This is a genomic window from Rhizobium sp. 10PS4, from assembly GCF_032464805.1.
GTDB classification, from domain to species: domain Bacteria; phylum Pseudomonadota; class Alphaproteobacteria; order Rhizobiales; family Rhizobiaceae; genus Rhizobium; species Rhizobium laguerreae.
Window position 1 is genome coordinate 246,299 of record NZ_JAWDIW010000008.1, and the last position, 12,144, is coordinate 258,442.

At 60.2% G+C, this 12,144-nt stretch carries 14 protein-coding genes; 3 read left to right on the plus strand and 11 right to left on the minus strand.

All coding sequences use genetic code 11. From position 1 onward, the window contains the following. Positions 1-96: 96 nt before the first annotated feature. The gene (locus RWJ89_RS17435) at positions 97-450 is read right to left on the minus strand and encodes a hypothetical protein (RefSeq protein ID WP_170268391.1); all 354 of its coding nucleotides are present in this window, start codon (positions 448-450) and stop codon (positions 97-99) included. Positions 451-887: 437 nt separating this feature from the next. On the opposite strand from RWJ89_RS17435, the gene RWJ89_RS17440 reads away from it, so the two are divergent. From RWJ89_RS17440 to RWJ89_RS17450, 3 genes are all read left to right on the plus strand, one after another. Continuing rightward, positions 888-2,792: a putative bifunctional diguanylate cyclase/phosphodiesterase gene (locus tag RWJ89_RS17440; protein WP_316031187.1), complete on the plus strand. Its 1,905-nt coding sequence runs from the start codon at positions 888-890 to the stop codon at positions 2,790-2,792. Positions 2,793-3,041: 249 nt separating this feature from the next. Next, entirely contained in the window at positions 3,042-3,701 is a 660-nt protein-coding gene (locus RWJ89_RS17445) for an HD domain-containing protein (RefSeq protein WP_017959769.1), read from the plus strand. A 9-nt stretch (positions 3,702-3,710) separates the two neighbouring features. After that, on the plus strand, positions 3,711-4,568 hold the full coding sequence (locus RWJ89_RS17450) for an MOSC domain-containing protein (RefSeq protein ID WP_222041012.1): 858 nt from the start codon (positions 3,711-3,713) through the stop codon (positions 4,566-4,568). A 67-nt stretch (positions 4,569-4,635) separates the two neighbouring features. Here the strand turns inward: RWJ89_RS17450 and RWJ89_RS17455 are convergent, their stop codons facing one another. The 10 genes from RWJ89_RS17455 to RWJ89_RS17500 all read right to left on the minus strand — a co-directional run bounded on the left by RWJ89_RS17455 (position 4,636) and on the right by RWJ89_RS17500 (position 12,052). After that, positions 4,636-5,631, minus strand: a complete 996-nt coding sequence (locus RWJ89_RS17455) for an aldo/keto reductase (protein WP_221999547.1) — start codon at positions 5,629-5,631, stop codon at positions 4,636-4,638. 102 nt (positions 5,632-5,733) lie between these two features. Then, on the minus strand, positions 5,734-6,504 hold the full coding sequence (recO, locus tag RWJ89_RS17460; RefSeq protein ID WP_025393929.1) for a DNA repair protein RecO: 771 nt from the start codon (positions 6,502-6,504) through the stop codon (positions 5,734-5,736). 120 nt (positions 6,505-6,624) lie between these two features. Further along, the gene (locus tag RWJ89_RS17465) at positions 6,625-7,110 is read right to left on the minus strand and encodes a response regulator (RefSeq protein ID WP_077976117.1); all 486 of its coding nucleotides are present in this window, start codon (positions 7,108-7,110) and stop codon (positions 6,625-6,627) included. Between the two features lie 149 nt (positions 7,111-7,259). Further along, entirely contained in the window at positions 7,260-8,012 is a 753-nt protein-coding gene (locus RWJ89_RS17470; protein WP_017959764.1) for a Crp/Fnr family transcriptional regulator, read from the minus strand. Between the two features lie 150 nt (positions 8,013-8,162). Beyond that, a complete protein-coding gene (era, locus tag RWJ89_RS17475; RefSeq protein WP_168255067.1) occupies positions 8,163-9,104 on the minus strand; it encodes a GTPase Era in 942 nt (313 codons plus the stop codon). A gap of 7 nt (positions 9,105-9,111) precedes the next feature. Further along, complete coding sequence (gene rnc / locus RWJ89_RS17480) at positions 9,112-9,831, minus strand: ribonuclease III (protein WP_017959762.1); 720 nt, start codon at positions 9,829-9,831, stop codon at positions 9,112-9,114. Further along, positions 9,828-10,571: a signal peptidase I gene (gene lepB, locus RWJ89_RS17485; RefSeq protein WP_025393926.1), complete on the minus strand. Its 744-nt coding sequence runs from the start codon at positions 10,569-10,571 to the stop codon at positions 9,828-9,830. The genes rnc and lepB overlap by 4 nt, the downstream gene beginning before the upstream one ends. Positions 10,572-10,707: 136 nt before the next feature. Next, on the minus strand, positions 10,708-11,112 hold the full coding sequence (gene acpS / locus RWJ89_RS17490) for a holo-ACP synthase (RefSeq protein ID WP_020049306.1): 405 nt from the start codon (positions 11,110-11,112) through the stop codon (positions 10,708-10,710). A gap of 38 nt (positions 11,113-11,150) precedes the next feature. Beyond that, a complete protein-coding gene (locus tag RWJ89_RS17495; protein ID WP_017959759.1) occupies positions 11,151-11,741 on the minus strand; it encodes a DUF2062 domain-containing protein in 591 nt (196 codons plus the stop codon). A gap of 161 nt (positions 11,742-11,902) precedes the next feature. Further along, positions 11,903-12,052, minus strand: a complete 150-nt coding sequence (locus RWJ89_RS17500) for a DUF3563 family protein (protein WP_003558084.1) — start codon at positions 12,050-12,052, stop codon at positions 11,903-11,905. Positions 12,053-12,144 lie beyond the last annotated feature (92 nt).

A 12,144-nucleotide genomic window follows, 5' to 3' on the forward strand; every position in this document is an offset into this window, starting at 1 on the left:
ACGTATCAAACCGGAAGGTGTTCCTGATTAGAGACCGTCGAACGAGAAAAGCCGGCCAAACGGCCGGCTTGCAGATCGCCCGAATCGAGACGCGGTTCAGGCGACGGCATCGAAATCAAACTGGCCGTAGGTCTTGCGGTAAAGATCGTCGGACTGATTATCGGTCGTCGGCGCGGCCTGCTGGAGTGGATAGGGAACGGCAATGCTGCTTGCCGTGCCGCTGTCACGCGTGTCCATCATCAGCGCAATCAGGCTGCCGGAAAATTTCGGCTGCGTGTCGCTGGCCTTATCGTCTTCCAGAAGTTCCTTGATGATGCCGGGCTTCTCATCGGCGGCACGTTCGCCGCGGCTGAGCACGCCATCGCCGTTGGCATCGAGCCGCGACAGTGTCGCCAGATATGCGTATGAGGTGTCTGAAACGGATGGGGTGCTGGTCATACAAACCTCCATTCACCGCCTTTTGCCGGTGGTGTTTGCACGCAATACCAAGGTGGAAAATCATTGTTAACTCGGTGGTTAAACTGATTTGCGCAGTGCGTCAATAAGTTGTTAACTTCTCATTAACGATGATTGACAAAAGTTAACGGAACGCCGCGAAGTCGCCTGCCGCCAGCGCCAGCCAACCCGATTTCCCGCATTATTTCAGCGGTTTTTCACATACAAAACAATTGTCTGAGGACGTGCCCGTCGCTGTTGCACTGCAACCGAATATTAATTCGGCGCATAGAAAATGGGCGTCACGCTTTGCCACCAGACAGTCCGGCTATAAGAAGCAATTTCTGTGTTCATCTGAGAAAGGTTATCATGTCCGGCGTAATGATGCACGTACGTCAATCGAAGGCATCTCCGCCCGAGGCCGGGGCAGCTGCTGCGCAAGACGCATCCACATGAAAGCCGAAGCGCTTTTCTGGCAGCAATGCACTCAGTCCGTCTCAGACGATGGATCGATAGATGCGCAGCGCCTGATGGATCTGGTGATCGCGACCTATCGCGTCCATGAAAGCGACTATGACGAAATCGAGAGAAGCGCAGAAACGCTGCTGAGGGAAAACCATGCACTGAGAGGCAATATATCGGCCCTCAGTCAGGCGTTCGACGGACAGACAAAACTCTTCGAAATCATTCTCAACAACCTGCCGCTCGGTCTCAGCGTCTTCGACGCCGACCAGCGGCTGACGCTTTCCAACATCCGTTTCCGTCAGCTCTTCGGCTTGACGGAGGACGATGTCACCGCGGGCGCGACAATCGCCAATCTCACGGCCAAAATGCGCGGCAGGGAGAACGCCGACGCTAAACCCGGCAGGCGGACCAGGCTGCAGTCCTCCGCAACCGCAAGACGCGGCAGTATCCGTCGGCGCGAATGGTTGATGGACGACGACCGCATCATACAGAGCATGGTGACCATCCTTTCCGACGGCAGCAGCATCGCCATCCATGCCGATGTCACCGAGGATCGGCGGGCAGCCGAGCGCATTGCCTTTCTCGCCCACCACGACCCGCTGACAGGTCTTCCCAACCGCATCCATTTTCGCGAGCAGGTGGATGCCGCGCTTGCCGAACGAAAGCCGGATGAGCAGATCGCCTTGGTTCACCTCAATCTCGACCGGTTCAAATCGATCAACAACATGATGGGCGTGTCGGCCGGCGACACGATCCTGCAGCAGGTCGCTGAGCGCATCCGCGCCTCGGCCGGTTCGGAAAACATCCTGTCGCGCCTCGGTTCGGACGAATTCGCCATTCTGCAGACGGGCAGGCAGCAGCCGTGGAACGTGACGGCGCTGGCGGACCAGATCCGCCGAGAGCTTTCCGAACCATTCCTCCACGGCGACAAACAGGTGGAGCTCAGCGTCTCGATGGGCATCGCGGTCGCGCCTGATGATGGCGAGGAAACCGATATCCTGCTGAAAAATGCCGGCGTGGCACTGTCGCATGCCAAGGCCGACGGGCGCAAACGTGAGCGCTTCTTCGCCAATGAGATGGAAGCGCAGATGCAGCTGCGTCACGCGCTGGAAGCTGATCTCAGGGCAGCCGTCGAGAAAGAGGAATTCGAGCTGCATTATCAGCCGCTCTACGACCTCACGCAGCGGCGCATCTGCGGCTTCGAAGCATTGATCCGCTGGAACCACCCGGTCCGAGGCCGCGTTCCGCCGATGGATTTTATTCCGCTTGCCGAAGAGGTCGGCCTCGTCGTCGATATCGGCCGCTGGGTTTTGCGTCGGGCCTGCGACGATGCAGCGCAATGGCCGGAGGGCATCAAGGTCGCCGTCAACGTTTCGGCGATCCAGTTCAGCAGCAGCGACCTGACACGGGATGTCAGCGAGGCGCTTGCCGCCGCGACGCTGTCGCCGTCGCGGCTTGAACTCGAAATCACCGAGAGCGTGCTGATGGAAAATCTGAGCGAGGTGCTGCCGATCCTGCATGCGCTGAAGGAGCGCGGCATCCACATCTCGATGGACGATTTCGGAACCGGCTATTCTTCACTGAGCTACCTCTCGAGCTTCCCCTTCGACAAGATCAAGATCGACAAATCCTTCGTCAACGAGATCGTCGACAACAAGGAAGCGCATGCGATCATGCACGCGATCATCCTGCTCGGCGATGCGCTCGGCATGCGGGTCACCGTCGAGGGTGTCGAGACGGCCGAGCAGCTGGCGCTGCTCGAGTGCGAGGAATGCGACGAGATCCAGGGCTATCACATCAGCCCGCCGAGACCGGCGCGTGAGGTGCCTCATCTTCTCTCCCTGCCGCCGAAAAACGGCGGCGTGACGCATCTTCCCAAAGCCAAGCGGTGAGATCACCCTCGATTGCGACTCGCACGGCAAGCCGTTAGAATAGGATGATTTCAGGCCGGGTCGGCCTAAAATCTGAATCCTATTCTACAATATATAGTTAGAGCATGATGTCGCCCGAAAACCGCTCACACTTTTCGGCATCATGCTCTAGAAAATCGGCTGCGATTCCTGAGATCTTCGTTGTCGCATCCTTTTATCACCCGCATTCAATACCGCGCCGATGCGCTATCGGCGGAAACGATCTTCCTCATGACAGGTGGCGCTATGTTCGCGGCTGAAGCGTTCTCCCCACACGAAACGCTTGCCGCAGCGCTGATTGCGCATGCGGCCGACGGCGACGACGGCTCGCACGACCTTGCCCATATCCTGCGCGTTTTCAGGAATGCCATGCGCATCCATGCGGGAGAAGGCGGCGACGGGCGGGTTCTTGTTGCTTCCGTGCTGCTGCACGACTGCGTCGCCGTCGAGAAGAATTCGCCGCAGCGGGCAAAAGCATCGGCTTTGGCGGCCGAGAAGGCATCGGCGATCCTGGCGGAACTTGGCTGGAGCGGCGCGGATATCGAGGCCGCGGCCCACGCAATCACCGCGCATAGTTTCTCGGCCGGGGTGGCGCCGCAGACGCTGGAGGCGAAGATCCTGCAGGATGCCGACCGGCTGGACGCGATCGGCATGATCGGCGTCGCCCGCTGCTTCTATATCGCCGGGCGACTGGGATCCGGGCTCTACGATCCGTTCGACCCGGCAGCGGCAGACCGCCCGCTCGATGACAAGCGTTATGCCATTGACCATTTCCAGACGAAGCTGTTCAAACTGGCGGAAGGATTCCAGACCGAGACCGGCCGCAGGCTGGCGGCCGCGCGTGACAAGAGCTTGCGCGATTTTCTCTCGGAATTCATGGACGAAATCTAGGAGAACGGCATGCTTGTCAGCGACCTCTTCATCTATCCGCTCAAGAGCGCCCGTGGCATTGCGCTGCCCGCCGCCGACATCGACGCCTATGGGCTTCCAGGCGACCGGCGGGCGATGATCACCGATGCGCAGGGGCACTTCATCACCCAGCGCGAGTTGCCCGACCTCGCACGCATCGAGGTACGACCGGAAGCGAGTGCCTTTCGGCTGCTGATGCAGGGGAAAACGGACATATCGGTACCACCGCCTCAGCCTGAAGCCCGCATGGATGTGATCGTGTGGAAATCTGCCGTCAACGCGGCCGTCGCCGATCCGGAGAGCAACCGGCAGCTTTCGGAATGGCTTGGCCGCGAGGTGCGCCTGGTCTTCTTCGACGGGCAGGCACGGCGGACGGCGAATGCCGAATGGGCCGGCGAAGCCACGCCCGTCACCTTTACCGACGGCTACCAGATCCTGGTGACGACGACCGGCTCGCTGAAAGCGTTGAATGCCGATCTCGCCGCCCATGGCGAAGGCAGTGTCGGCATGGAACGCTTCCGTCCGAACATCGTCATCGATACCGACGAAGCCTGGGCGGAGGACCGCTGGGCGGCGATCGAGATCGTCGGCATCCGCTTCGATCTCGTCAAACCCTGCTCCCGCTGCATCATGACGACGCAGGACCAGTTGACCGGGTCCCGCGAGGGACCAAACCCGATGCCGGCCATGGGCCGCCTCCGTATGTCGGCCGATCGGCGCGTGCCAGGCCCGCTCTTCGGTTGGAACGTCACGCCGCGCGGCAGCGGCAGGGTCACGATCGGTGACACCGTCCGCATCGTTGAAGAGAGGCCAGAAGGCTGGGCGCTCAAGCGTCGCGCCGCAGCATAAAGCAATTCCAGGAAAAGCGCGAAGCGGTTCTCCGTCCGGAATTGCGTGAAAACAAAGAGTTAGAGCGTCACACGCGTGCGAGTGCGGTATCGATGCCTGCCATGACATCGGCCGGCAATGGTCCCTTCTCCAGAGCGCCGGCATTTTCCTCTACCTGGGCGACGGTGCGGAACCCCGGAATGGGAAGGGTGCGCGGCGAGCGTGCCCAGAGCCAGGCAAGCGCGCCCTGCGTCAGTGTGCGGCCGCCTGACGTCAGGAGATCGCGGACGGCATCGAGCCTTGCGGCGAATTCCGGGGCCATGCGCCCGTTCTTGAAATAGACCATCCAGTCAAGGGCCGCCCCACGGACATCCTTGGCGCCTACCGCCTTGTCGGCGGTGAACTTGCCGGTCAGCAGTCCCATCGCCAGCGGACCGCGATTGATTGACATCAGACCCGTCCCCTCGATCACCGCGATCATCTCCGGCACCGGTTCGAAAACGTTCATCGTATGCTGGATCGAGACGTAGCCCTGGCGGCCGACATGACGGGCGGCACGATCGGGAAAATCGGTGCTCCAGCCGAACGCATCGATCTTGCCTTCGGCGCGCAGCGCCTCCAGCGTATCGAAGACGGCATCCGACTGTTCAAGCGGAAAATCATTGAGGTGGAACTGCAGGAGATCGAGGCGATCGCGCTTGAGGCGGCGCAGCGAGGTCTCGACCGAACGGCGGATGAAGGCCTCATCGGCGAAGGCGCCGGTTGCCTGCTTGGTTTCCGGGTCGGTGGCGAAGCCGAACTTGGTGGCGATGACAATATCGTCGCGATTGCCGATCGCCCGGCCGAGCACCTCCTCCGAGTGGCCGGCGCCGTAGTTCGAGGCCGTGTCGAAGAAGCGGATGCCGAGTTCGATGGCACGGTGGATCGCTTCCACGGATTCATCGTCGTCGACATCGCCCCAGCCGAGCGGCGTGTCGCCGGCGAAGAAGGGACCGCCGATCGCCCAGCATCCCATACCGAGGCGCGGAATTTCGCGGCCATTCCAGAGCGTGATCGTCGTCGGTGATGCGGTCTTGGTCAGCATGAGATCCTCCTTGATTGGCAATCCTGTGAAGACATAGGAAGCGCTCATAGGCAGGTAAACCGCCAAATCCGGAGGATGTTTTGCACCCGTAAAAAACGGAAGTCAGGCGGAAATACCATTCGGACCTGAAAGCGTCCGCAAGGCTGGATTGAGCGCCTTGAGTGCCGCCTGAACGAAGCCGTCGCGGGCTGCCACGGCTTCGATGCCGCGCGGTTCGTAGACATGGCGATGCAGAAAAAACCCTGTCAGACGGAATGCGGCTGAGAGACTATCGAAGTCGGCCGCATGATTGCCCTCGATGCTGAGGAACTGCGGCAGGAGCAGCATCTTGTCCGCCCAGGGGGCACCAGCGGCGCGGCTGACGGCGCGGCCGGATTTCGGCGAGACATAGACGAGATCGGAACGGGCGCCGGTCGCGGCGCATTCGGCGAGATCGAGGCCGAAGCCGAGGTCATTCAGCACCGCAAGTTCGAAACGCACAAAGAGTTCGCCGGCATCGGCCGGGTTGTGCAGGTGATCGAGGATGACCTCCAGTGCATCGAAGAGATGCGGATGCGGGTCACGCTCCGGCAGCAGCCGCAGCAGCGCGCCCATCGCCTGGACACCGTAGACGGCGGTTGCCGTTTCCATCAGCCGGGCAGCGCGCAGCGTCACCGGCTCGACGCGGAATTCGCCCAGATGCTCGTCAAGCCGGGCGCGCCAGATAACCTCCACCGCATTACCCGCCTGCAGCACCGGCTGCATGGCGCGCGAGCGGCCGGAGCGCACCAGGCCGAGATGGCGGCCGCGATCACGCGTCATTACCTCGGCGATGACGCTCGTCTCGCCGTGGCGCTTGACGCCCAGGATGATCGCATGGTCCTGCCACTGCATCGAAAGAAGTCCTTACGGCTGACGAATCCATCCTACTGCATAATTCAACGCGTTACAGCGTCCTTTGCGCGTCTGAAAGACACGCTGCAATGCAAGGCCCGGCTTCCGTCGGGGACCGCGTCAGGCGACAGCCGGGAAAAGCCTCTGCAGGAATTCCCGCATCGCCATTTCGTCGAAAGGCTTCACCAGAAGCGGTATCTGCTGCAGGTCGGGCGGGAAATCGCCGGTATCGGAATAGCCGCTGACGAAGCCGAACGGGATGCCGATGTCGAGAAGATGGCGGGCAAAACCGAAGCTCATGCCCTCGCCGAGATTGACGTCGAGAAGAGCGAAATCATATTTCTCCGCAGCAATGGCGGCCCTTGCCTGTTCGACGCTGCCGACGATATCGATGCTCTCGACGCCGGCCAGGCGTAGAATATCCTCCGCCTCCATCGCGATGATCAAACTGTCTTCAAGAACCAGAACACGGATTGCGCTCATGATTCGATGCCCCTCGTCGGGCGCCTGTCGCAGCGCCCCGGCCGTTTCGCCAACATCATTGCCCTCCGGTGCCCCGCATGGCACGCTATCGGTGAATTCCGCCACCTTTTCTGAATAAACCATTTTTCTGCCCGGTCGATAAGAATCAAAATCGGAGGAAGATGACAGCCGACCTTATTTTCCTTGCTGCTAATCTGCATTTAAAAAAGACATAACCAGGCTGCTTGACCAAAGCATGTCGCGCAGAACGAAGACCTAAGACGCGACGCGCTTTAGATGAACGGGCGTTTGCCCTCTCCCAGCCCTTCCCAGCCGGCGATCGCCATCAATTCCTCGCCGTTCAGCACCTCGCAGCCGCGCTCCTGCCAGCGGATCAACCCTCGTTCGCTGAGCTTTTTCAAAGTTTTATTGGTGTGAACGATGGAAAGACCGAGCGTGTCGGCGATGTGCTGCTGGGTGATGGGAATGAATTTGCGGCCGTTGAAGATATTGAGCTTCCGGCCACGCTCAAACAGGAAGGCGATCAGGTAGGCTGCTCTTTCCAGCGCCGTGCGGCGGCCGATGCTCAAGAGATGCTCATCCAGGATGCGCTCCTCGCGCGCGGCGATCCAGGTGATGTCGAAGGCCAGCGAGGCGTGCTTGTTGTACAGCGTCATCAGCCTGTCACGCTCGAAGACACAAAGGGACACGGGCGAAAGCGCTTCGACGGAATGCTGCATCTCACCGGCGATCGTTCCCTGCAGGCCGACCAGGTCGCCCGGCATAATATAGTTCAGAATCTGGCGGCGTCCGTCCTCCAGCATCTTGTAGCGGAAGCCCCAGCCGGCGAGCACGGTGAAGAGGTGAGCGCTATGTGCGCCCTCGACGAGGATGGTGGAGCCGGCATCGACGGCAAGCTCTCCCCTCTTGAAGCTCGAGACGAATTCCAGCTCGTCGCGGCTGAACTCCCTGAAATGCGGCAGAGGCCGCAAGGGACATTGGTCGCAAGGGGTCTTGAAAGAATTGATGGGTCTCGACGTCGCCATGCTTGCCCTTGCCGTCGCAAAATCGGCGCGCCAACATTGGCGCGCCGTTCGTCAAGGAATGCGCAAGGCACGGATTTGTTCCATGAGCGAGGCCAATTTTTTATGCGGAAACAAAGGGCTGGCGCCAACCCGACGAAATCCTTGCCGTGCTTATTTCGGGAAATCGAGACCCATTTCGCGGAACCGCTCGGGATCATCACCCCAATTCTCGCGAACCTTGACGAACAGGAAGAGATGGACCGGCTGTTCGAGGATCTGCGACAATTCCTTGCGGGAAGCAGTCGAGATCGCCTTGATGGTTTCACCACCCTTGCCGAGCGCGATCTTCTTCTGGCTGTCACGCTCGAGATAAATCACCTGCTCGATCCGCACCGAGCCGTCCTTGCGCTCTTCCCACGTCTCCGTCTCGACATGGGAGGCATAGGGGAGCTCTTGGTGCAGGCGCAGAAACAGCTTCTCGCGGGTGATCTCGGCAGCGAGCTGGCGCATCGGCAGATCGGAGATCTGGTCTTCCGGATAGTACCACGGCCCCTCCGGGAGCGTTTTCGCCAGATAGTCCATGAGATCGTCGCAGCCGGAGCCGTTTTCGGCGGAGATCATGAAGGTGCGATCGAAAGCGATCTTCTCGTTGGCGGCAGCGGCCAGCCCCAGCAGATCCTCGCGATTGACGCGGTCGATCTTGTTGAGCAGCAGGATCTTCGGCTGCCGGACTTCCTTGAGGCCTTCGAGGATGGCTTCGGCATCCCCGCGCAGGCCGCGCTCGCTGTCGATCAGCAGCACGATCAGATCGGCATCCCTCGCACCGCCCCAGGCCGAGGTCACCATGGCGCGGTCAAGCCGGCGGCGCGGCTTGAAGATACCAGGCGTATCCATGAAGACGATCTGGGCATTGTCGTGGATCGCGATGCCGCGGACGATGGCCCGCGTCGTCTGCACCTTATGGCTGACGATTGAGACCTTGGCGCCGACGAGGCGGTTGACCAGCGTCGACTTGCCGGCATTGGTCGGCCCGATCAGCGCGACAAAGCCCGAATGCGTCGGACGATTGGTTTCTGCGGCAGCTTCGGCCGCGATCTCTTCTTCTTGTGTCATTGTCCCGTCAGTTTCCGGCAGGCGATTGCTGCCAAATGCCTTCGCGCTCGAGCATCTTCGTTGCCGCCACCTGTTCGGCGGCACGCTTCGACCGCTCTACGCCGGTTTCGGGCTTAATGCCAGCAACTTCCACCGTCACCTTGAAGCGCGGATCATGATCCGGTCCGCTGCGTTCATCAACCCGGTAGATCGGCGTGACACCAAATTTCGCGTGCGACCATTCCTGCAGCTCGGTCTTGGCGTCGCGCTTGGCGCCATCGGCCCGCACCGCCCTGCCCTGCCAGTAACGCAGAATGAAGCGGCGGGCGACTTCGAGGCCGCCGTCGAGATAGATCGCGGCGATCAGGCTTTCGACGACATCGGCGCGCACATTCATCATGCGCTTGCCGGTCAGTTTTTTTACATCGGCGCCGGTGCGGATATAGAGGTGAAGATTGAGTTCGTCGGCGACCGCAGCACAGGTTTCGGCGCTGACGAGCTGGTTGAGGCGAACCGAGAGCTCGCCTTCTCCTGCCGTGCCGAAGGTGCGGAACAGAAGCTCGGCGATGCAGAGCCCGAGGACCCTGTCGCCGAGGAATTCCAGCCGTTCGTAATTGCCGCCCTTTTCGGTACGGGCGCTGGCATGGGTCAGCGCGCTATCCAGGCGTTCCTTTTCAGCGAAGTCATGACCGATCAGGCCCTCAAGCTTTGCGCGGTCCGCCGCAGAAAGCGTCTGCGCCTTACTCATTCAACAACCTTGAAGAGGCGGTCCCAACGCATGTTCGTCGGCCACTTCCAGATTTCGCGGAAGGAGGTGTCGTTGCCGAGCGAGAAGAAGATGACGCTGGCACGGCCGACAAGATTTTCAGCGGGCACGAAGCCGACGTCGAAGCGGCTGTCTAGCGAGTTGTCGCGATTGTCGCCCATCATGAAATAATGGCCTTCCGGCACGATGAACTCGCGGGTGTTATCACCACGCGACACCCGAGACTGATCGAGCGTGTCGTAGGACTTGCCGTCGTCGAGTGTTTCGCGGAATACCGGCACGTCCTCGCCCGGGTCGAGCTTGTAATCCGAAGTGAACGCACCGTCCGCCACCTTCGGAACCGGCTTGCCGTTGACGTAGAGCACGCCGTCGGTAACCTGGATACGGTCGCCCGGCAGGCCGATGCAGCGCTTGATGTAATCGATGTCGGGGTTCGGCGGGAAACGGAAGACGACAATGTCGCCACGCTTCGGATCGGCGCCGAACAGGCGGCCGCTGAAGACATCAGGCGAGAAAGGCAGCGAATATTTCGAATAGCCGTAAGCGAACTTGTTGACGAAGATGTAGTCGCCGACAAGCAAGGTCGGCATCATCGAACCGGACGGAATGGTAAAGGGCTGGAACAACACCGTTCGGATCACCATCGCCAAAATCAGCGCCTGGATGATAACTTTGATATTTTCCCAGAGGGCGTTCGGCTTGGCTTCGACTTTTTCGGACACGCAGTCTTATTCCTTCAAGACGCCGCGGCGGCGCAATTCTTTCTGTCGTTCTCTCTAGCGGCTTCGGCCGGTTGCGGCAATGGCGACAACATCAAAAGCGACGAGAGGTCGCGATCAACAGTTCCCGAGGTCGCCATCAGAGGCTCTCGGGCAACGCCTCGATAATGACGAAAGCCTGCGCCAAGGGATAATCATCCGTTATTGTCAAATGAATGGCGGGCCTGTGGCCCGCGGGCAGCAGCGATTCGAGGATCAGGGCGGCGCCGCCTGATAAAAGCATGGTGGGTTTGCCGCTCGGCAGGTTGACGACGCCCATGTCCTTCCAGAAGACGCCCTGCGCCATGCCGGTGCCGAGCGCCTTGGAACAGGCCTCCTTGGCGGCAAAACGCTTGGCATAGGATGCGGCACGGTTTGCTCGCCTGTCGGAACGCGCGCGCTCGATCTCGGTGAAGCAGCGATGGGTGAAGCGCTCGCCGAAGCGCTCGATGGATTTCTCGACACGGCGAATGTCGATCAAATCACTGCCAATGCCGATGATCATGCCGGCCCCTTCCGTCGCTTAAGAATTCTTGATCGGGTTCATACGCTCGGCATGTCGCCGGCTGGAACGGCAAGACGCAGGCGCGCCCGCTCCATCAGCCGTATATGGCGGCGCGTCTGAAAACCCTTCACGGTGTAGAATGTCAGCGCATAGAGCGCAACGGAGGTGACGATCGCCGGCGGGATAGCGCCGACCAGCATCGGCTCCAGCACCGGCTTCCATAATTCGGTGAAGTTCAGCTTGTGGAAAAGGGCGGCGAGATCCACCGTCTGACCAGCCAGTTGATCCTCGCGGCTCAACAGCAGATGCCCGATTTCCCAGGTGATGCCCCAGATGAAGGGATAGGTCAGCGGATTGCCGAAGGCGGCGCAGCCGAGGGCGGCGGCCACCATACTACCGGAGAGGAAATAGGTGATGACGAAAGCCATGACGAAATGCACGCCGATGAACGGCGTCCACGAGACGAAGACACCCGCAGCGACGCCGGCGGCAACCGCATGCGGCGAAGCGCTCAGGCGCAGGACGCGCATTGTCAGATAACGGATCGGGCGAAGGAAACCTTTGCGAGGCCATAAAAGCTCCCGCATCTTTTCCTTGAATCCCGCAGGCTTGCGACGGCGAAACAACATGGCCGGTATTTAGTGCAGCGCACACGACCATGACAAGAGCGGCAAATGATACCGCTCCAAAAACCGCCCCTCAATTCTCGCTGCGAAGAGGAGCTTCTTCATGCCGAGGGGCCTCCGTTATGCATAACGTCCCTCACTTACCTCAAGTATAAAGTCCATTATCAGCGATTACGGAACAGACCGCGATCGACCTGGCGCTGACGAAACTCGAGATCGATACGATCGAGCGAGCCATTCAAATATGCCATTTCACGTTCCTGCGTGGTCGGAGCGCGAAAGGCGCGAGCGAATTTCTTGATAGGGTCAAACATTATCTTGTCTCATCTTCTGTTTACGTTTCGATGACCAGAAGATAGGCCCGGCACAGGTTAATTACTACCGCCGCAATATGGAGACAGCCATG

What these genes read in the sequence shown, in the direction of transcription:
- RWJ89_RS17500 (WP_003558084.1), bottom strand. Translation starts at nt 12,052, where the DNA reads ATGTTTGACCCTATCAAGAAATTCGCTCGCGCCTTTCGCGCTCCGACC.
- recO (WP_025393929.1), bottom strand. Translation starts at nt 6,504, where the DNA reads ATGCAGTGGCAGGACCATGCGATCATCCTGGGCGTCAAGCGCCACGGC.
- RWJ89_RS17465 (WP_077976117.1), bottom strand. Translation starts at nt 7,110, where the DNA reads ATGGTTTATTCAGAAAAGGTGGCGGAATTCACCGATAGCGTGCCATGC.
- RWJ89_RS17435 (WP_170268391.1), bottom strand. Translation starts at nt 450, where the DNA reads ATGGAGGTTTGTATGACCAGCACCCCATCCGTTTCAGACACCTCATAC.
- RWJ89_RS17440 (WP_316031187.1), top strand. Translation starts at nt 888, where the DNA reads ATGAAAGCCGAAGCGCTTTTCTGGCAGCAATGCACTCAGTCCGTCTCA.
- RWJ89_RS17455 (WP_221999547.1), bottom strand. Translation starts at nt 5,631, where the DNA reads ATGCTGACCAAGACCGCATCACCGACGACGATCACGCTCTGGAATGGC.
- RWJ89_RS17495 (WP_017959759.1), bottom strand. Translation starts at nt 11,741, where the DNA reads ATGTTGTTTCGCCGTCGCAAGCCTGCGGGATTCAAGGAAAAGATGCGG.
- RWJ89_RS17470 (WP_017959764.1), bottom strand. Translation starts at nt 8,012, where the DNA reads ATGGCGACGTCGAGACCCATCAATTCTTTCAAGACCCCTTGCGACCAA.
- RWJ89_RS17445 (WP_017959769.1), top strand. Translation starts at nt 3,042, where the DNA reads ATGACAGGTGGCGCTATGTTCGCGGCTGAAGCGTTCTCCCCACACGAA.
- acpS (WP_020049306.1), bottom strand. Translation starts at nt 11,112, where the DNA reads ATGATCATCGGCATTGGCAGTGATTTGATCGACATTCGCCGTGTCGAG.
- era (WP_168255067.1), bottom strand. Translation starts at nt 9,104, where the DNA reads ATGACACAAGAAGAAGAGATCGCGGCCGAAGCTGCCGCAGAAACCAAT.
- RWJ89_RS17450 (WP_222041012.1), top strand. Translation starts at nt 3,711, where the DNA reads ATGCTTGTCAGCGACCTCTTCATCTATCCGCTCAAGAGCGCCCGTGGC.
- rnc (WP_017959762.1), bottom strand. Translation starts at nt 9,831, where the DNA reads ATGAGTAAGGCGCAGACGCTTTCTGCGGCGGACCGCGCAAAGCTTGAG.